We start from the raw sequence: 19,506 nt of genomic DNA on the forward strand, positions 1-19,506 counted from the left end.
AGGCAATTTCGTCGATTCACTTGATTTTTTAGGTTTTGAAGCCCTTGTATGACGAAATAGCGTTACTGAGGTTCGTTAAATCTTGCAACCGTTGATGGTCTGCCTTTTAAGGTGCGTTAGGTTCGTTAGCCATTGGACCGAAGTCGAATTCCTTTTGAGACAGTCACATTTTTTTGCATTTTGCTAACGACGAAATAACAGTCTTAAGGCGCATAACTTTTCATATATCCAGATATACATATGATTTGGTTCGGATTTCAGAAGATTGGGGTATAAGAATAGGTATATTAACAGAGTGGAAACATAATCAAAATGAGCTATCAAAGGAGACCCATCACTTATGAAAAAAACAGTCGCGGACGTTCTGGTTGAATCTTTATTGAACGCTGGCATCAAACGAATATATGGCATTGTTGGAGACTCTTTGAATGCGGTGCTTGACTCCATCCGTCGTTCAGGCAAGATCGAGTGGATTCATGTGCGGCATGAGGAAGTGGCTGCTTTTGCTGCCGGGGCAGACGCTGAGGTCAGTGGAAGTATCGCTGTCTGCGCAGGTAGCAGCGGTCCGGGTAACATGCATCTGATTAACGGTCTGTACGATTGTCATCGCAATCGTGTGCCTGTACTCGCCATCGCTGCACATATCCCAAGTGACGAGATTGGTAGCGAATATTTTCAGGCGACTCATCCGGAGTATCTGTTTCAGGAATGCAGCGATTATTGTGAAGTGATTACAACAGCAAAACAGATGCCACGTTCCCTTACGATGGCGATACAGACAGCAGTCGCACGTTCAGGTGTATCTGTCGTTGTATTGCCGGGGGATGTAGCTGGACTGGATGCGGCGGACCTGCCTGTGCCAGAGCATGTATATCACGCGACCCATCCTGTGGTCCATCCTTCTGAGCCGGAACTCGTGAAATTGGCGGAATATCTGAATCAAGGCAAAAAAATTACATTGTTGTGCGGTGCAGGCTGCGCGGGCGCTCGGGAACCCCTGATGCAGCTCTGTGATCGGTTGAAATCCCCCATGGTTATTGCGTTAAGAGGCAAGGAATATTTGGAGTATGACAACCCCTATTCCGTCGGCCTTACCGGCCTAATCGGGTATTCATCCGGTTATCATGCCATGATGGACTGTGATGTATTATTGATGCTGGGAACGGATTTCCCATATCGTCAATTCTATCCCGAAGATGCAAAAGTACTTCAGGTCGACATACAATCTTCCCATCTCGGCCGTCGTACGAAGCTGGATTACGGCGTGTGTGGGGATGTAAAATCGACCATTGAAACCTTGCTTCCATATCTAACAGAAGAACACAGTGACAAACATTTGCGTAAAAGTGTGGATCGTTATGTGAAAGTACGTAAAGAACTGGACGAGCTGGCCGTTGGAAAACCGGGTAAAAAGCCCATCCATCCGCAGTACCTGACCAAGGTCATTAGTAATGCCGCCGCAGAAAATGCCATCTTCACATGTGATGTCGGTACACCGACAGTATGGGCGGCCCGTTATATTGAGATGAGCCGCAACCGCAGACTGCTCGGTTCATTCAGTCACGGTACGATGGCGAATGCCTTGCCACAAGCGATTGGTGCCCAGGTTGCTGATCCCGGCAGACAAGTCATCTCGTTGTCGGGTGATGGTGGTATTACGATGCTGATGGGTGATCTGTTGACATTGAAACAGCATAATCTGCCGATCAAGGTTGTGGTGTTTAATAATGGAGCCCTTGGTTTTGTTGAGCTGGAGATGAAGGCTGCCGGATTCCTCGAATCGGGAACAGAGCTTGTCAATCCCAACTTTGCGATGGTTGCTCAGGCGATGGGCATGGAAGGCATTCGGGTTGAGGACCCGGGTGAACTGGAAGGGGCTCTACAGCGTGCACTTCAGCATGATGGTCCTGTACTGATTGATGTGGTGGTGAACCGTCAGGAATTGTCCTTACCACCGAAGATTGAGTTCAAACAGGCGGAAGGATTCACCTTATGGATGATGAAAGCCGTGCTGAACGGACGCGGTGACGAGATCATTGAATTGGCAAAAACCAATTTGTTGAGATAGGCGCTACGTTAAAGTGGATATGCACGTTTGAAGGTGTGGAATCACTAACTTTAATAGGGTTATTTATGTAATAAAGAGAGCATGCAACAAGACATTCTAGTTGCGTGCTCCTTCCATGAAATGATGAAAATGTGACATGTCATATAGTATGGATACATATTATATGATTTGTTTTTATGTCGAAAGTCTATTAGAATAGGTAAAGTCAGGAAGGTTTTATGCCATTTTTGACCTACATATTGCATCATTGCATGTACGTACGTTTCATATCGGTTTCATCGATCCAATCACAAGATGACACACACACATGGAGGAGATCAACATGAGTCACGCAGGAAAAGTAGCCATTATCACTGGAGCAGGAAGTGGATTGGGCCAAGCAGCAGCGCTAAAGCTGGCTGAGAAGGGCGCATCCATTGTCGTTGTGGATCTTGTCGAAGAGACAGGTCGTGAAACGGTTAAGCAGATTGAGAAGCTGGGAAGTAAAGCTATTTTTGTACAAGCAGATGTGAGTAAAGCACCTGAAGTTGAGAATTATGTAAAAAAAGCAGTCGAAGAGTTCGGACGAATCGACATGTTCTTTAATAATGCAGGTATTGCGGGTCCTGGGATCAAGCTGATTGAACATACGATCGAGCAGTTTGACCAGATTATTGATATTAACCTGAGAAGTGTGTTCTACGGGTTGAAGTATGTGATTACGGAAATGCTCAAGACAGGTGGGGGTTCCATTCTGAACACAGCCTCTACAGCCGGTATTGTTGGTGTACTTGCGGTTGCACCCTACGCAGCAACCAAACATGGCGTGGTCGGCTTGACCCGTACAGCTGCAATTGAATATGGCAAGGACAATATTCGTGTGAACGCGATTGCGCCAGGCACGATTGAGACACCGATGGTTGTTCAGTTTGGTAAAGATAACCCTGAAGTGTTCAAAGCAACGGTGGATAGCATTCCATCTGGACGCCTTGGCAGACCGGAAGAGATCGCGAACCTGGTTTCCTTCCTTCTGGGAGATGAAGCGCCGTATATCAATGGTGCAGTATATCCGATCGATGGTGCAGTTACAGCCCAATAAGCGTTAAGCTTATCGGCAATAAATAGTCGTTAAGATGGTCAAAGAGAGGTCACTGTATGTGTACAGTGCCTCTCTTTTTGATTCCTCTTTTATACTACGAATGGTACTGCGAATCCATATCAGGCAACGTTGTGTGATGCATCAGTTTGTGTACTTTTATTAGATGATGAACGATACGAGCCAATAACAATGATGATGGCCACAACGACCCCGACAGCCCCAATCCAGGTAATGGATGACAATGATACACTACTGACCGCGATACCACCAATACCTGCTCCAGCGGCCATGGCTAATTGCATGACCGAACTATTCAGACTAAGCATAATACCTGAGGATTCGGGAGCCATCGTCACGAGGTTATATTGCTGAGTTGGACCCGAAGACCATGCGGCAAAAGACCACAAAATCAGAACAAGCAAGACAGCGAGATAAGAGCTTGCCGTTATATTCAGCAGGACCAGACTCACGATATGCAGTGTCATGCCGGTGATCAACGTCCGTTTGACACCCCATCTGTCAGCACTGAATCCTCCTACTTTTGAACCGATCAGACTAGCTATGCCAAATGCCAGTAAAGCTGAACTGAGTAGTGCTTCGCTCATTCCTGCAACGGTTACGAGATAAGGTGAGATATACGTGTAAGCAATGGAATAACCACCTAACCAGAAAAATGTCACCAGCAGTGCCAAACCAATTCGTGGCTGTTTGAGCAGAGACAGTTGTTTCTTCAGCGGAACAGACGCTTCCGCTTTGGAAGGCGGAATGGCGGCTGCAATAACCAGCATGGAGAGAATGCCGAGAACGGCTATGCCTGCAAAAACAAGCTTCCAATCCCAAGATGCAGCCACAAGCCTTCCGAGCGGGACGCCAACAATCAATGAAGCGGTAAAGCCAGTGATTACTGTAGCGATTGCGCTAGCTTGTTTGCCCTCGGCAGCTATTTGGGAAGCAACGGTTAACGCCGTGACAACAACGACGCCTGCACCCAGAGCCATCAAGACACGTGCTGCGACGAACAGGCCATAGCCCGGCAACAGATAAGCAAGTACATTAGCTAGAACGAACAGACCAAGGAAGTACAGCAACAGCCTGCGACGATCCCAGCGCGAAGTCAGTGCAATAATGACAGGTGTACCAAGCGCATATACGAGCGAAAAAATCGTAATGAGCTGCCCGGCAGCGATCAAAGAGATATTCATGGTATCTGCAATGCGATCCAAAATGCCGGCAATGACATATTCGGACGTTCCTACAAGGAAACTGACCAAGGCAAGAACATAAATTTTGAGCGTAGAAGACATGGAAACATAACCTCTTTTCGTTTATAATTATTATAATTCTAGAAATATAGAAATAAAGACGAGAGAACAAGGCATGAATCTGTGAATGCAAATCATATGTGAAATGTAACCCATCTGCGAATGGTGATGTAACAATTGAGATCATGAAGATTGGCTTAAGCGTAAACTTATGTGACCTCATTCTACAATGATAATTGTTCACTGTTTTTATATTTCTAATTATATAGAAATATAACTTAAATTTTTTTATTTATTTAGCAAATAGGGAACAAACTTCTGTGCGGTCTCCGTGTTCAGACTGTAGTAGATATACGTACCTTTCTTCTGCGATGTGAGCAAGCCGCAATCGGACAGCTGTTTCAGGTGATGAGACAGAGTTGATAGGGCAACGGTAACAAGGCGACTCTCCAGATCGGCAGGACACAGGTTGCTTTCGCCCGATAGAATCTGAATGATTTTATAGCGTGTATGCTCACCCAGTGCTTTATGAATTTTGACCACTTGTTCAAGTTCATTTGGGTTTGGTTGCATCATCATCCGTCCTTTCGTCTTTATTTCTTATTTCTAGTAATATAGAAATACAGTATCATATGCCCTTTAAAAAGTAAACTCTCGGACGAAGATTCTTCCCCCGAGAGTGATGTGAGTTGTATATTACCGTTCCAGGGAATCAACATAGTCTTTGGCTTCCTTCAACGAAAGACCTCTGGCCTCGCGCAGTCGTTTGATCGCCATAATTTTTTTCCCTTGTTGTATAAGTGCAAGCAGCTCCAAATCCAGATCAGTTTGACCCGGTGGGCTTGTGTGTGAAGCAGATGCTTCCTTCGGCGACAAGGTGTAATTGTAGTCGGAGCGTGGGCTGGCGATTGCGGTTGAACCATTCTCCAGACGCTCCACATCTCTTTTCAATTCATTCAATTGGCGTTGCAGGCTGCTGACTCTGACCAATAATACCAGGATCAGAAGCGACAGAACGATCCATACCAAGGTGTTCATTTCCATGATGTCATGTGCCTCGCTTTCATGTATTCCTTATTAGCCATTATTTAAGTTGAACCGGGATTTCCTTGACACCACGAACAATCATGCCAGGTCTCCATTCCAGTTCATTCACATCTGCCTGAAGCTGCATATTTGGAAAACGATTCAGAAGTGTGCTGACTGCAATCTCACCTTCCAGACGAGCAAGCGGGGCTCCGAGGCAGAGATGAATGCCTTTGCCAAAAGCCAGGTGTGAACTTTTTTCGCGGGTAATGTCGAAGATATCAGCATCTTTAAAATGCTGTTCGTCCCGGTTGGCGGAATCAAGCGCAACGATGACAAGTTCACCTTGAGCAATATGCTGTCCACGAAATTCAATATCTTCTAGAGCCCAACGGGATGTACTGAACTCCACCGGTCCGTTATAACGCAGCATTTCTTCAATGGCATTGTGAATAAGCTCGGGTTGCTTGATCAGCAGTTCACGTTGCTCCGGATGCTCCAGCAGGGCGAGAATGCCGTTGCCGATGAGATTAACAGTGGTTTCATGACCGGCAATGATTAATAAAGAGACCACGCCAAGCAGTTCTTGTTCAGTTAACTGCTGCCCTGATTCTTCTGCAATGACGAGCTGGCTGATCAGATCTGTGCCCGGGTCTTGACGTACTTTGGCGAACCAGGCCGTAAGGTAATCCGTAAACTCCCTGGAATGCTGCTCAAACAGCTCGGCACTCTCGGCTGTGGAGGCATCAATTACCGTATTGGACCATATGCGGAATTGATCACGATCCTCGGCAGGGACCCCCAGAATTTCACTAATAACAATGATGGGAAGCGGGAAGGCGAAGTCATCGATTAGATTCATTTTTTCCTGTGACGGGAGGTTGTCCAGCAGATCATCAGCAATGTCCTGAATATGGCTTCGCATGTTTGCGACCAGTTTGGGCGTGAACGCTTTCTGCACCAGTCCGCGAAGACGTTTATGATCTGGCGGATCGGAGAACAACATATTATTTGAGAAAATGCTTTGATTGTCAGGGCCGTAACGTCGGACCATGTCTTTGCTGAAGCGAGGATCTTTCAGAATCTGGACTGCATCCTCGTAACGGGTAATAATCCAGCCAAATTCTCCATGTGGGAACATGACTCTGAAAACGGGCTCATCTTTTCTTAACTTTTCATACACTGGGTAAGGGTTATGCGTGAATTCTTTGGTAAAAAACGCTGGCCTTGAGGATTCGTTCGGTTCATTCGGTTTCAAATGCAAAATCTCCTCTCATTTTCCTGCTTAATACCTGCACCTTCTATATATTCAATACGTAAGCTTTGAAACCTTGTTTTTAGTTCATCTGGATGATTGAGCAGGAAAATAGAGGAAGATGGAAGAAGTCATGGTAGAGAGGATCAGTACCCATGCTTGGTAAAATTAAAAAAGAGGTGAACGCTGACATGTCCTACGCACAACTTCCTTTGCATCACCACCAGATTCCGGCAAGTCGAATGGTACTTGGCTGTATGCGATTTGGGGGTGAATGGGATGGTCTTCCCATTACTTCTGATCTTGTCGTGGAAGGTCATCGGGCAGTAGAAGCTGCAATCGAAATAGGCATTAACCATTTTGACCTGGCGGATATATACACACGTGGTAAGGCAGAGCATGTATTGGGACGAGTTTTATCCGAAACTTCTGGCTTGCGTGAACAGATCATCATACAGTCGAAATGTGGTATCCGTCTTGTGGGCGATGATGAAGGACCGCAGCGTTATGACACCTCAGGTGCACACATCCTGACGAGTGTAGACGGTATTCTGGAACGGCTCGGGATCGAATATCTGGATATTTTGCTGTTACACCGCCCTGATCCACTCGCCCATCCACAAGAGATTGGAGAAGCACTGGCTGATCTGCATCATTCCGGTAAAGTACGCCATTTTGGCGTGTCCAATATGGGTTCTGAACAGATTCGCCTTCTTCAGCTTCATAGTAAAGTACCCCTGATAGTGAACCAACTGGAGATGAGTCTGGACAAAATCGGATTCGTAGAAGCTGGTGTGACGGTGAATCGGCCCCAAGCCAGAGACAACGTATTTCCCTATGGCACGATGGAATATTGTCAGGCAGAACATATTCAACTACAGGCATGGGGGCCACTTGCCCAAGGGCGATTTACGGGCAGGATCGTCGAAGGGCAACGCCCGGAGATTGAGCATACGGCTCAATTGGTTGATCGAATGGCCAAGGAGCGTGGGGTAACGCCGGAGTCTATTGTACTGGCTTGGTTAATGAAGCATCCAGCAGGGATTCAGCCTGTCATTGGTTCGATTCGACCAGAACGTATTCTGGCCTGTCGTGATGCAACGCAGATCGAGCTTACCCGTTATGAGTGGTACGAACTTTATTCCGCTTCATGCGGGCGTAGAATGTAGTAGGGACATCGGAGATATCGATTCTTTACGATCAAGATTAATAGATATCGGGTGAAATATTCAGGTGAAATATGAATGTATAAGAAGGCATTGGTTGTTGACCTGTGTCTTCTTTGTAATTTTCGTCCTCATTTGGTTGAAATCCAATATGGGGAGTGTAATTATTCTAAGGCCATATGGCCTACAATGCGAATGCATATGTAATTAGTAGGCTCTGCAGATCTGAAACGAGTATCTTGGCACGACTGTAAGGATATTTCACCTTCATAATTGTGCTAGAGGCTATGTCCATGGACTTAGGAAGAGTGCTGATAAGAAGGACGTTTCAACCATTTTTATCGTTTTACCGGGTAGATGCTGGAGTGCTGTGATAAAATGATAGGAATAAGAACATACGATCTGTTTATGTGAGAGGAGACACCTTGACGATGGAGATGCTTAAACCACCCGCCGAGATACTATACGAAGTTGAATTACGTGCACTGCGAGAAGAGGATCAGGGGAAACGTCCCCCGAACTGGCTGTTATCTCCCGCCTATGTGCGCGATTTTATTATTGGCAGGGACAAGCCTGCGTTATTAAATGGAGAAGAGATTCCGATTACCCGCAAATTTTATGGTAACGACGTGCTGATTGAACGCGCAGTAGTCACTTTGGCAGGCAATCGGGGATTAATGCTCGTGGGAGAACCCGGTACAGCGAAGACCATGCTTAGTGAACTTCTGACGGCTGCGATCTCCGGTACGAGTCTGAACACGATTCAAGGTACAGCGGGTACGACGGAAGACATGATCAAGTATTCATGGAATTACGCCATGTTGCTGGATAAAGGCCCTTCGGAAGCTGCACTTGTACCATCGCCGTTATATAACGGAATGAAGAAAGGCATTCTTACCCGATTTGAAGAGATTACACGTTGTCCCGCTGAAGCGCAGGATAGTCTGATCAGTATTCTCAGTGACAAGGTTATGAGCATTCCTGAACTGGATGGCGGTGTACTATTTGCTCAGCCGGGATTTAACGTTATTGCTACAGCCAATATTCGGGATAAAGGTGTTAACGAAATGAGCGGTGCCTTGAAACGGCGGTTTAATTTTGAAACGATCAAGCCCATTCATAACGTGAAGATGGAAGCCAAAATTATTGAATCCCAGGCACGAAACCTGTTATTACATAGTGGAATTGATATTGAAATTAACCCGGATGTGGTTGAATTGCTGGCTACAACATTTATGGAACTGCGCACCGGCATGACACGTGAAGGCTACAAGCTGGATACACCTCAAGCATCCATGAGTACGGCGGAAGCGGTGTCCGTCTATGTCCAGAGTGCGATGACTTCCTATTATTACGAAGATAAAGCTATTGCGCTGGATCGGTTGGTGCAGAACATGCTGGGGACCATTGCAAAGGAAAACGACAAGGATCTGTCCATTCTCAAAACCTACTTCTCCAAGGTTGTTAAAGAGCGTTCCAGGGAAGAGGGAATGTGGAAGGACTATTATGAGGAGAGAAAATGGATCGGTTAACAGCAGTACTGGACCCTGATGTTGATCAGTTGCAATCCTTGTTTGAATCCCAGGTGTATAACCTGAGTAATCCTACGGTCTATTATCCCATACGACACCATAGTCCTGCATGTTCATATCACTTGTTACGTTTAATCGAAGAGTACAAGCCGGATATCATCCTGATCGAAGGACCAGAGAGTGGTAATCCATTCATTTCGGTTCTGAGTGATGAGGCAACCTTACCTCCTGTCAGCCTGTACTACACCTATGAGAGCGAATTGGAGAGAGAAGCCTGCTATTATCCGATGCTTCTTTATTCGCCTGAATATGTGGCTTTGAAAGAAGCAAAACGACTGGAGATTCCGGCGAAGTTTATTGATCTGGACTATCAACATTTCTCCACTCGTGCATCCAAATCCGGTCAGATAGAACAAAAGGAGATCTCCATCCAAGACGAAACCTTGCTTGCAGGGTCGGAATTTATCAACCGATTGTGCCAAAAAACAAACTGTCGCAGTTTTGATGAATTGTGGGAAAAGGTGTTTGAGATTGGTGGTCTGGAAAAATCCACCCCGGAATTCGTACAGGATGTATTCACGTATTGTACACTTTCCCGAATGTGCTATTCCGCGGAACGATTACAGTCTACTGGTGATCTGGCAAGAGAAGCACATATGAGACAACGTATTCAACAAGCGGTACTTGAGCATGACCGTGTGCTAGTCATTACCGGTGGATTTCATACGTATGGACTTTTACAGCCGGAGAAACATGAATCCGACTTGAACCAGCCGAAGATGGATACACAGCAGGCGGATCAATGTTCAGATGAACAAGGTAAAACCGGTACATTTCCACGTTCTCCACAAAGTGCTGTTGAACCAGCTACGGTTCACCAGCAAATGTACCCGATGGTCTATACCTTTGCTGAAGCAGATCGGCTTAATGGATATGTAAGCGGCATGCCTTATGTGAATTATTACGATCAGATCTGGAACCAGCTGCTCCGCAAGAAGAGTAAACCATACAATCTAACGGCTCTGGACTTGTTATCTCGGCTGATGTGCAAATTACGGGATGGTCACGAACATGTATCAACCAGTGATGCGATTGAGGCGTACAGTATGATTCAGGGACTTGCCGGTCTTCGGGGTAAGAGCGAAGGCGGCGTGTACGAGTTGATGGATGCAGCACTCTCTTCCTTTGTGAAGGGGGAGCTTACCTTGGCTACCGATAAACCGTTGCAGGAGCTGCAGCAGTTATTGACAGGAGACGCCATAGGCAGCGTGGCTCCCAATTCATTCAGTATCCCCATCGTGGAGGATTTCAAGGCGCGTTGTACAGAGTACAAATTGCAGATTCGCACAACAGGACAACACAAGAAGGTGCTGGATCTGTATGCGAAACCGGAGCATCGTCAGATCAGCCAATTGATTCAATGCATCACCTATCTGGTTCCGGAATTTGCGAAACGGCAATCGGGGCCGGACTGGATCGCAGAGCGTGACATGAATTTGGTTCGCGAAACCTGGGTTTATATGTACTCTTCCCGCATTGAGGCCAGATTGATAGAGAACTCCCTCTATGGCGGAACACTTGCTGGAGCAGCTACACGCAAAATGGAAGAACAGATGCAGGAGATCCCGGATCATCATAGCGGTGAACTTGCCCGACTCATGCTTCAAGCACTGCTCATGGGACTTCAAGACACAGCAATGAAGCTCTATGAACAGGTGCGCTCGGCGCTGAGAACCGACGGGAATTTCCTATCCTTATGTAATAGCCTGCAGATCTTAAACCGAATTCACCAGCACCGCAGGCTACTGGGACTATCGGAAGAGCAACATCTCCCTGACCTTGTATCCGAAGCGTATAGGAACGCCGTGGACAAGCTGCTGCAGCTCTCCAGAGCCAATCCGGATGAACATGAAGCCATTATTCAGGGATTGAAGCTGTTAGCCATGCTCGCGGAGTCATCTGAGTCGTATTTTCGGGATGAGACATTCCGAATCCATCTGAATGAGCTTCTGTCCGATCATCAGCTTCCGGCTCAATTGGAGGGTGTGTGTGTGGCTATTTCCTCAGGGCTCGGTGACAGGCCAAGGGATGAGATTGTTGATCGTGCTCGCGGGTATATCCATGGCACACCGGATCAGACCCGTCAAACGGCACTTTTTTTACAGGGTGTATTTACGGTAGCACGTGATGCTTTTCTATATGAAGATCAGCTCTTATCCGAGTTGAATGTGTTGATTGAAAAGCTGTCATACGACGACTTCATCAGCATGGTACCGGAATTGCGGCTGGCATTCACGTACTTTACACCAATGGAAACAGGCTTGATTGCTGAACGGGTGGCAAGTCTGCATCAGGTTGAACCAGAGGAGATGTCAAGACCTGCGGTTGATGAACAGATGCTGATCCAGTCCAAAGCATGGGACGAAGCGCTTCGAAAGGAGTTTGCCGCATGGAAGCTAATATGAATGAAGCGAATCGGAGCGCTGGCGAATCCAGGGATAACCATGAAAGTTCCAATCTGGATGGAAGCAAACGAGGCGAGCATCCTTCTGCTGAAACGTTAAATCGCTGGCGCCTGATTCTCGGTGAATCGGCTGAGGAAGGGCTGTGCAATACAGATCAATACACTTCGAGTGAATTTCAATATACGGAAATGGATGAGATTCTGGGGTATCTCTATAACCGTGAATACGGTGAAGAACAAGGTTACCGAAAAGAGGGAGGACGCGGTGCGTCTAACCTGACTGTACCGAAATGGTTACACAAGGTCAGGGAGCTATTCCCCAAATCAACGGTAGAAATATTGGAGAAGCAGGCACTCGACCGCTATGGACTGACTGAATTGTTAACAGACAAAAAGCTGCTTGAATCCCTTGAACCCAATATGAATCTGCTCAAGAACATTATGCAGTTCAAAGGACGGATGAAAGGTGAGGTCTTGAAGAGCGCCAAAGAGATCGTGCGAACGGTGGTTGAAGAACTCCGCAGCAAGCTGGAATCTCAGACTCGAGCCAGTATCATGGGTAAGCGCAGTCGTTATACTTCGAGTTCAGTACGATCCTTGCGCAATCTGAATTTCAAAAGAACCATCACCAAAAATTTGAAAAATTATAATAAAAATAAGCGCAGATTTGTGATTGATCGCCTCTATTTCGACGGGAATATACAACCTTATAACAAGTGGAACATCATTATTGGGGTGGATGAAAGTGGCAGTATGCTGGATTCAGTTATCTACAGTTCGGTGATGGCCAGCATCTTCTATCGCTTGAATGCGCTGCGCACGAAATTATTCATTTTTGATACACAGGTGGTTGACCTGAGCGACAGGCTGGAAGACCCCGTAGACGTGCTTATGAATGTACAGCTCGGTGGGGGGACACATATTACCAAAGCGTTGCGTTATGGCGAGACGCTGATCGATAATCCAGGCAAAACGATCTTTATTCTGGTCAGTGACCTGGAGGAAGGCTACCCAATCGCGCAGATGTACAAAGCCTGTAAAGATATCATCGACGCGGGCTGCAAATTGCTGGTTCTCACTGCGCTCGATTTTAACGGAGATTCAGTCTATAACCAACATGCAGCACAGACGTTGACCAATATGGGCGCACATGTAGCAGCAATTACCCCAAACGAGCTTGCGGATTGGATTGGCGAGATCATCACTTAAATTCAAGGAGGAATGTGTAATGCTAACCACAGATCGTGCAGTAGAAACTTTGGTGGAGAAATTCGCAGTAACGTGTTCAAACGAGTATTCATTAAAAACAGATCGAAGCTCCGAAATTATTGATTATGTCTTGGGAACGACAGACAAGTTCCCGGATATGTTGGGAAATTCGAGTCATTATGTATATCAAACGATTGATCTGCTCATGAAGCTCGCCAAAAAAGAGGACGGAGACATCTTTTACCGTGCCGGGGCTATTGTGATATATCTGGAATCGACTTATTCCAAAAGAAATACATGGAGAACGGATGCCTTTACCATCTGTATGGGAAATGATTCAGAAGCCTACGGCTTAAGCGGGAAGAGCAAAAGTTCTGATCGCATGGGCGGGTTGTTGGCCCGGTTGGAGAAAATCAAACAGTTTGCAGGCGAGAACGAAATTCTGGCTGAATTGAAGAGCAAATTAAAACGTGCCCAGTGGCTTTTTGATTCCAAAAAAGCGGACAGTCAGGGGGATTATCGGGATGTTATTAATGCATTAATGCTCCTGCAACTATATTCGAAGCTGAATGATACCTCTTCTAATGCAGAGGTTGAATCTTCTGCTCAATCGTTGCCAATGTTGTTTCAACATGTGATGGCGAATGATCCTGATCAGTTGCGGAATGAGCTACATACGTTGATCGAACCTATAGTGGTCAGTAACATTCAAGGGAAGCATAACGGATCTTCCCAAGAATTGAAGGATGAATTCCTCAAGCAAAAGCGTAGTCAGCTCATAGCTGAGCTGTATCCCAATACATCTTTCTCGCCAAAAGAGCAATGTTCACACGCTGTATTCCATCAAACGATGGTACTGGTGAGCAGTGCCTTGTTGTACCTGATTAATATTAGTGGAGGCAAACAACGGTTTCTTGATGCAAAGAGTGAGATCGGGAATGTTTTGCTGCATACCCTGCATCAGTTACATGAGATTTATCCACTTGAAGTTCGAAGTTACTTGCTGAGTATGGACCCGAGAGCAAAGAGTCCCAATGATCTGCTTGCTGGACTTGTACCTCTGGATGAGCCTTATCAGTTGGTTGAAATGCTGCGGGACGAGCTTAATATGTATACCATATCCTGGAACATGTTACGATCCGCGGTCACGAATCATCCTGAACAAGCAATTCGAGCTTACGAGTTGATCAAAACGCCATTCCTCAAACTTTGCATTCAAAAATTCATGGAGGATCAGGGATTGGAGCTGCCCAATGCGGAGGAGTCATTGGAGCAAGCCGTATTCAGCGCTCTGCGGCATCCTTTGGACGGGGGACGGCAGGGACTTGCGATTGCAAGATATTTAAGTGGGGAAAACACCCTTGAGGAATATTGGCAAGACTCGAATAGTCGCGCGTTGTTTAATCAACTGAATCGGGACAAGAAGCGTGTTCATAATCTCATTAGTATTAGTTTTCTGCCGATGGAGTCGGAAGCGATGCGCAGATTCGCAATATTAACCACTCATCCCGATTGGACGCTGGATATTGTCTCAGACATGTATAACTCATACGCGTTTAGTGGAGAGAAACTGCTTCAACGTTATGGGCAAGATCCTGAGGTACAACGTGAGAAATTGCTGACCAGCCTGATCTCTCTCAATGGCATGACCGACTACAGATACAAAACCATGCCACATGACGAATACCGCCGAATCATCCAGCAGAATCTGGACTATGCACTGACACAGTACAAGAAACTGCCAACGGATACGCGCATTTTAATTCTGGAGATTACCTTTGAACAGCGTGATGAGCTCTCGAAGAAACAACTGGCCGAAGCGATTCGTGCTGGATTGCAGGATTCGTCCAAGAAGGCCAATGGTGTGGCGTTAGCCGAATTCAATCGGATTCCTGATGAGGACTTGTATACGCTCGTATACCTTTCGGAGAAAAAAGCGGGAATTAAAGAGATGGCTCTGACCGCAATCCGCAGTTTGGAAAACAGCAAAGAGCTGTACGGCGAGCTCCTGAAGAAAGAGAAGGCAGCCGATTGGAAGAACCTGATTCAAATTCTGCTCGATACCGCAGATCTGAGTCCGGAGTATGCTCATGCTGCGCTCGCTGATCAGGCAGATAGCAAAAAGCTGTCCAGACTAAGCTGGTTGTCCCTGAAAGATATCCCTTCCCTGATACGAACAGAGGATAATCAGCCGGTAGATGACCGAATCAAACTTTATGTTTTGGTGCAATCGCTGGATCATACATCTGGTCCCAATGAAAGGTTAAATGAATTACGGGACTACGTAAGTGAGGCATCGCTTGCTCGTTTTGCAAGTGAATTGCTTCAGGTCTGGATTCAGGAAGGTGCTCCCGCGAAAGAAAAGTGGGTGATGTATGTTTCAGCACTCTTTGGTGATATTCAGATTGTGAACATTCTGGCTCCGCAAATCAAGGAATGGACCGAGAACAGTCGTGGTGCGATTGCAGCGGATGCTGTAAAAGTGCTCGCTTATCTGAAAGATCCGTCCGCTCTTATGGCGATTGACAAGATCAAACGTAGCGTGAAGAACCGCCAAGTGAAAGGTGCAGCAGAAGAAGCCTTGCAGCTTGCAGCCGATAATATGGGACTTACCTCGGAACAATTGGAGGATCGGCTGGTCACTACGCTTGGTTTTGATGAAAAAGGAACGATGCAGCTAAGTTACGGAGAGCGTTCCTTCCTGGTTAAGGTGAATGGAGACCTGCAAGTGGTTGTACTCAATGAAGAAACGGGCAAATCCGTGAAGAGTCTGCCTGCTCCTGCACAGAAAGACGATGCTGAACTCGCAGCACAGTCCAAGGCGCGTTTCACGCAGCTGAAAAAAGATCTCAAAACCATGGTTAACATTCAGGCGCAGCGTCTGGAAGAGTCATTGTCCAAGCAACGTCTGTGGTCTGCCGATGAGTGGAAATCCCTGTTTGTCGATAATGTCATCATGCAAAAATTTGCTGTTGGTCTGATCTGGGGGACGTATGAGGATGGCGCTCTGATTAGTACGTTCCGCTATATGGAGGACGGTACCTTTAATTCCGTGGATGAGGATGAGGTTGATCTGCCTTCAGGTGCACAAGTGGGACTTGTACACCCATTGGAACTGGATCAGGCGACGCTTGAAGGTTGGACAACGCAGTTGGAGGATTACGAGATCAAGCAGCCGTTTGAACAACTAAGTCGTGAAATCCATCAGCCAGAAGATGAGGACAAGACGAAGAATGAATACGATCGACTGCCTGAGTCTGATTTCTCACCAACGTCTTTCCCCAAAGCGCTGGAGAAATACGGTTGGATCAAAGGGCAGGCACAGGACGGCGGCTGGTATCATGAATTTTATAAAGAGTACGGAGATCTTGTTGCCGAATTGCAATTCAGCGGTACGAGTATCTCGTATTACGAGGGATTGGATGACATTACCCTGGAATCGCTACATTTCTTCAAACCTAATAACAAGCAATATTATTACTACGGTGATAATAAACCGATTGCGCTGGGTAATGTTCCAGGTCGCGTATTCAGTGAAACGATCTACGATATTTTGAGAGCAACGGGGCGTTGATGACGTGAGTGCATTCAAGGAGAAATTCCGGATTTTTTCGAGGCTCTGCACAGAGGATTATCTGATCCGTTACGCAAACAAGGGATTGTACAAAAGGTCTATAAAAGAGTTGGACAATGGAGTAAGTGTCACGTACAAATGGAATGCATCATCCGTGAGTTGCCAGTTAAGTGATGGGACACACTGTACGCTTGAGAATACGCTGGATCATTGGGAATGTTCCTGTCCATCAGAGCATATCTGCAAGCACGTGCTGATCGCCATACTATATGATCAAAGGGAACATTCGTTAGAGGATTCCATCCGTGTTGACGAGAAGCAAATGCCGGATAAAGACACAGGGATAACGGAACATGATTCGTTGGACGTAACAAAAGGTGTAACAGTAACAGACTCTGTACCAAACGCAGGATCAAACTTGGACGATCCAGGCGAAGTTGCGCATGAAGCATCTCGTGCGGTCGAGTCTCGCTTTCGCTGGATGACGGAGTCTGACCTTACCGTGTTAATGAAGTCGTATAGTTCTTCCATGATAGAGGAAGTAGTATTCCGTTTAAGATACCCTGAAGAGGTCAAGATCATTGAAGATTCACTTCTTACGGTACAGCTGACAAGTCATAATATGGAGGTGTCTTTTACCGAGGAAGCCAGCCTTGCAAAAGCGTTATGCAAGGTACCGCAGACAGCCGGAAAGATGGCCAAACTTGAAGCGTTGTTGCGATATCGTGCACTAAAAGGGCTGGATGATACGGGTGCACTAAGCGGACGGGTGTACGAAGCCAAGTTCTCTTTGCAGACGGTGCAGGAATGTCGCGTGATGCTGGCAGGATTGTTGAAGACGGGACTGGCCCGTCTTCCGCAGTCCTATATGGCACAACTGGAGACACTGGCCATTGCAGCCCATAGTGGCAACCTGCCCGACATCGAACGCAGTCTGCGAGGGATTCAAGGCGAACTACAGTTGTTTTTCAACAGACATATCCGTTTCTCCATGCAATCCATGCTGGATCGGGTAAGCAAGCTGTATCTTGCACTCCAGGTTCTTGAAGAGAAACAGGTGTCAGCCATTCAACAGAGTCAGCTCATTGGCAGTTTTCGAAGTAAATACTATACGGTTCCTTCACTTCACCTATATGGACTGGGAGCCGATGCATGGGAGACGCGATCCGGTTTCCGTGGTATCACCTATTATTTCTATGGTTTCGATGATGAGGAGATCTACACCTATAGTGATGTACGTGCTGTGTATTATGATGATCAGCAGTTCTCATATACTGAGCATTATGGAGCATTCACCCCATGGCTGCCTCATCTGACCTTTCGTGAGCTGGCGGGTGAAGAAGTTCAATTGCAATCCGTGAAAGTGAATGAAGAACGCCGGATATCTTCCGGGGAAGGTGCCAAGCTTACCATTTTGCCGCGTTCGGGGGTGGAGACACTGCAAATGGGCAAAACCATGCAAAATGCATCGTCTGTACTTCACGAGGAATCGCGAACATTTGACTTATTCGCTGCGCCAAGAGAACGGCTGGCTGTGATCAAAGTTGCTCGGATTGTGGAGCATGACTTTGTCAAACAAACGCAAGATCTTGTCCTCAAGGTTGAGAGTGCCGATGGAGAACTATTGACTCTCACTCTCCCGTATTCAACGGATTGGCAGACAATGATCCAAAGACTGGAATCAGGATATGGTTCCCAATCGCTTGAACACTTCTATGCCTTTGTGCGTGTGGAACCAAAACGGATTAGCCCAATCAGTTTCCTGAAGGGTCAAACGGTGCTCAGTCTGAAACTGGATATCGGGAATGGAAGGATGGGAATACTTGGAAGAGCATAATCAGTTCATGCAAAGAATCAGCAGCTGGTCTGAAGAGCTGCTCCTGCGGGGGTTATCCCAGTTTGCGATCCGAGATATTGAAGTTCTTGAGCAGCTCGTAGCTGAATCCATGCGGTTGCATATGAGTTTCCTGCATGAGTTGTTGAATCACATGATCAAGGAAGGGCGTAGCGTGGCTCTGGGACAAGGTAATGAAGAGATGCTGTTATTTCAGTATTGCCGTCTCACGCAATATGTGCAGCTTAGTGTGCAAGAAGAGACGTGATACTGGATAATAACCGCGAAGCGAAGGCACATGAAGTGATATGATGTAGAAAATAAGATATAGCATAGAAATAAGAAGATTTGCAGAAGGCCACAAGGTCACTGCAAATCTTTTTTTATCGTGGAGTAAGTAAAAGTCATTTCTCAAACGAATATAAGTAGGAAGCACGGATCAACACCAGCATTTGTTACTCATATGCGCATGGAAGGGAGGGGTATATAATCGTGGAAGAAGAACAGATACGGAAGGTAGTAGTGAATCGTGATCCTGAAGCCATGGAATGGGTGATGAACCACTACGCAGGTTTGTTATGGAAGATTGCTCATTCTATCCTACATCATGCATCGGCAGAAGAGATTGAAGAATGCGTAGCAGATACATTTTTTGCTTTTTGGCAGAATCCGGATGCATTCCAATCTGGGCGAAGTAGCTTGAAAAATCACCTTGCAACGATCACAAAACATAAAGCGATTGATCGCTACCGGAAACTTAATCGAAGAACTGAGCTTACATATGTAGAGGAGATTCATTCGGTGCAAACGGATGATTTGTTGGTTCAGATGATCAGTAAAGAGACATATACGGAACTTAATCACATGATTGAATCTTTTCCAGAACCGGAACGGGAGATTATGAAACGTCGGTTTTACGAAGGACAGAGACCCCATGAGATATCGGAAGCATTGTCCCTACACGTTAGGCAAGTCCATAACAAGCTTTATCGCTCCAGGCAACGATTGAGGACATGGTGGATGAACAGGAAATAAAGG

The 19,506-nt window shown here is 46.3% G+C and carries 14 protein-coding genes; 10 read left to right on the plus strand and 4 right to left on the minus strand.

Features of this window, described 5'->3' with window-relative positions:
- Positions 1-340: 340 nt before the first annotated feature.
- Together poxB and MKY73_RS13295 are read left to right on the plus strand one after the other, a co-directional pair.
- A complete protein-coding gene (gene poxB, locus MKY73_RS13290; protein ID WP_339307972.1) occupies positions 341-2,068 on the plus strand; it encodes a ubiquinone-dependent pyruvate dehydrogenase in 1,728 nt (575 codons plus the stop codon).
- Between the two features lie 322 nt (positions 2,069-2,390).
- Positions 2,391-3,146 carry an SDR family NAD(P)-dependent oxidoreductase gene (locus MKY73_RS13295; RefSeq protein WP_339307973.1) on the plus strand — a complete coding sequence of 252 codons (756 nt, stop codon included), beginning with the start codon at positions 2,391-2,393 and terminating at the stop codon, positions 3,144-3,146.
- A 119-nt stretch (positions 3,147-3,265) separates the two neighbouring features.
- Here MKY73_RS13295 and MKY73_RS13300 read toward each other — a convergent pair whose 3' ends face one another.
- From MKY73_RS13300 to MKY73_RS13315, 4 genes are all read right to left on the minus strand, one after another.
- A complete protein-coding gene (locus MKY73_RS13300) occupies positions 3,266-4,450 on the minus strand; it encodes an MFS transporter (RefSeq protein WP_339307975.1) in 1,185 nt (394 codons plus the stop codon).
- Between the two features lie 246 nt (positions 4,451-4,696).
- The gene (locus MKY73_RS13305) at positions 4,697-4,984 is read right to left on the minus strand and encodes a metalloregulator ArsR/SmtB family transcription factor (RefSeq protein WP_339308576.1); all 288 of its coding nucleotides are present in this window, start codon (positions 4,982-4,984) and stop codon (positions 4,697-4,699) included.
- A gap of 120 nt (positions 4,985-5,104) precedes the next feature.
- Positions 5,105-5,452: a ribosomal protein L7/L12 gene (locus MKY73_RS13310; protein WP_339307977.1), complete on the minus strand. Its 348-nt coding sequence runs from the start codon at positions 5,450-5,452 to the stop codon at positions 5,105-5,107.
- A gap of 40 nt (positions 5,453-5,492) precedes the next feature.
- On the minus strand, positions 5,493-6,692 hold the full coding sequence (locus MKY73_RS13315) for a cytochrome P450 (RefSeq protein WP_339307978.1): 1,200 nt from the start codon (positions 6,690-6,692) through the stop codon (positions 5,493-5,495).
- 188 nt (positions 6,693-6,880) lie between these two features.
- Between MKY73_RS13315 and MKY73_RS13320 the strand changes: the two genes are divergently transcribed.
- The 8 genes from MKY73_RS13320 to MKY73_RS13355 all read left to right on the plus strand — a co-directional run bounded on the left by MKY73_RS13320 (position 6,881) and on the right by MKY73_RS13355 (position 19,503).
- A complete protein-coding gene (locus tag MKY73_RS13320) occupies positions 6,881-7,858 on the plus strand; it encodes an aldo/keto reductase (protein ID WP_339308578.1) in 978 nt (325 codons plus the stop codon).
- Positions 7,859-8,286: 428 nt separating this feature from the next.
- Complete coding sequence (locus MKY73_RS13325; protein ID WP_339307979.1) at positions 8,287-9,387, plus strand: AAA family ATPase; 1,101 nt, start codon at positions 8,287-8,289, stop codon at positions 9,385-9,387.
- Positions 9,375-11,852, plus strand: a complete 2,478-nt coding sequence (locus tag MKY73_RS13330; RefSeq protein ID WP_339307981.1) for a DUF5682 family protein — start codon at positions 9,375-9,377, stop codon at positions 11,850-11,852. Before MKY73_RS13325 ends, MKY73_RS13330 begins: the two co-directional genes overlap by 13 nt.
- A complete protein-coding gene (locus MKY73_RS13335) occupies positions 11,837-13,060 on the plus strand; it encodes a VWA domain-containing protein (protein ID WP_339307983.1) in 1,224 nt (407 codons plus the stop codon). The genes MKY73_RS13330 and MKY73_RS13335 overlap by 16 nt, the downstream gene beginning before the upstream one ends.
- 19 nt (positions 13,061-13,079) lie before the next feature.
- The gene (locus MKY73_RS13340; RefSeq protein WP_339307985.1) at positions 13,080-16,634 is read left to right on the plus strand and encodes a DUF4132 domain-containing protein; all 3,555 of its coding nucleotides are present in this window, start codon (positions 13,080-13,082) and stop codon (positions 16,632-16,634) included.
- 4 nt (positions 16,635-16,638) lie between these two features.
- Positions 16,639-18,471 carry a hypothetical protein gene (locus MKY73_RS13345; RefSeq protein WP_339307986.1) on the plus strand — a complete coding sequence of 611 codons (1,833 nt, stop codon included), beginning with the start codon at positions 16,639-16,641 and terminating at the stop codon, positions 18,469-18,471.
- Positions 18,458-18,736, plus strand: a complete 279-nt coding sequence (locus tag MKY73_RS13350; RefSeq protein ID WP_339307987.1) for a hypothetical protein — start codon at positions 18,458-18,460, stop codon at positions 18,734-18,736. The genes MKY73_RS13345 and MKY73_RS13350 overlap by 14 nt, the downstream gene beginning before the upstream one ends.
- Before the next feature lie 224 nt (positions 18,737-18,960).
- Positions 18,961-19,503, plus strand: coding sequence for a sigma-70 family RNA polymerase sigma factor (locus tag MKY73_RS13355; RefSeq protein ID WP_339307989.1), 543 nt, complete (start codon positions 18,961-18,963; stop codon positions 19,501-19,503).
- Positions 19,504-19,506 lie beyond the last annotated feature (3 nt).

This window comes from Paenibacillus sp. FSL R5-0519 (assembly GCF_037974275.1).
Classification (GTDB): Bacteria; Bacillota; Bacilli; order Paenibacillales; family Paenibacillaceae; genus Paenibacillus.

Excerpts from the sequence above, each read along its gene's own strand:
- poxB (WP_339307972.1), top strand. The coding sequence starts at position 341 with ATGAAAAAAACAGTCGCGGACGTTCTGGTTGAATCTTTATTGAACGCT.
- MKY73_RS13295 (WP_339307973.1), top strand. The coding sequence starts at position 2,391 with ATGAGTCACGCAGGAAAAGTAGCCATTATCACTGGAGCAGGAAGTGGA.
- MKY73_RS13300 (WP_339307975.1), bottom strand. The coding sequence starts at position 4,450 with ATGTCTTCTACGCTCAAAATTTATGTTCTTGCCTTGGTCAGTTTCCTT.
- MKY73_RS13305 (WP_339308576.1), bottom strand. The coding sequence starts at position 4,984 with ATGATGCAACCAAACCCAAATGAACTTGAACAAGTGGTCAAAATTCAT.
- MKY73_RS13310 (WP_339307977.1), bottom strand. The coding sequence starts at position 5,452 with ATGGAAATGAACACCTTGGTATGGATCGTTCTGTCGCTTCTGATCCTG.
- MKY73_RS13320 (WP_339308578.1), top strand. The coding sequence starts at position 6,881 with ATGTCCTACGCACAACTTCCTTTGCATCACCACCAGATTCCGGCAAGT.
- MKY73_RS13325 (WP_339307979.1), top strand. The coding sequence starts at position 8,287 with ATGGAGATGCTTAAACCACCCGCCGAGATACTATACGAAGTTGAATTA.
- MKY73_RS13330 (WP_339307981.1), top strand. The coding sequence starts at position 9,375 with ATGGATCGGTTAACAGCAGTACTGGACCCTGATGTTGATCAGTTGCAA.
- MKY73_RS13335 (WP_339307983.1), top strand. The coding sequence starts at position 11,837 with ATGGAAGCTAATATGAATGAAGCGAATCGGAGCGCTGGCGAATCCAGG.
- MKY73_RS13340 (WP_339307985.1), top strand. The coding sequence starts at position 13,080 with ATGCTAACCACAGATCGTGCAGTAGAAACTTTGGTGGAGAAATTCGCA.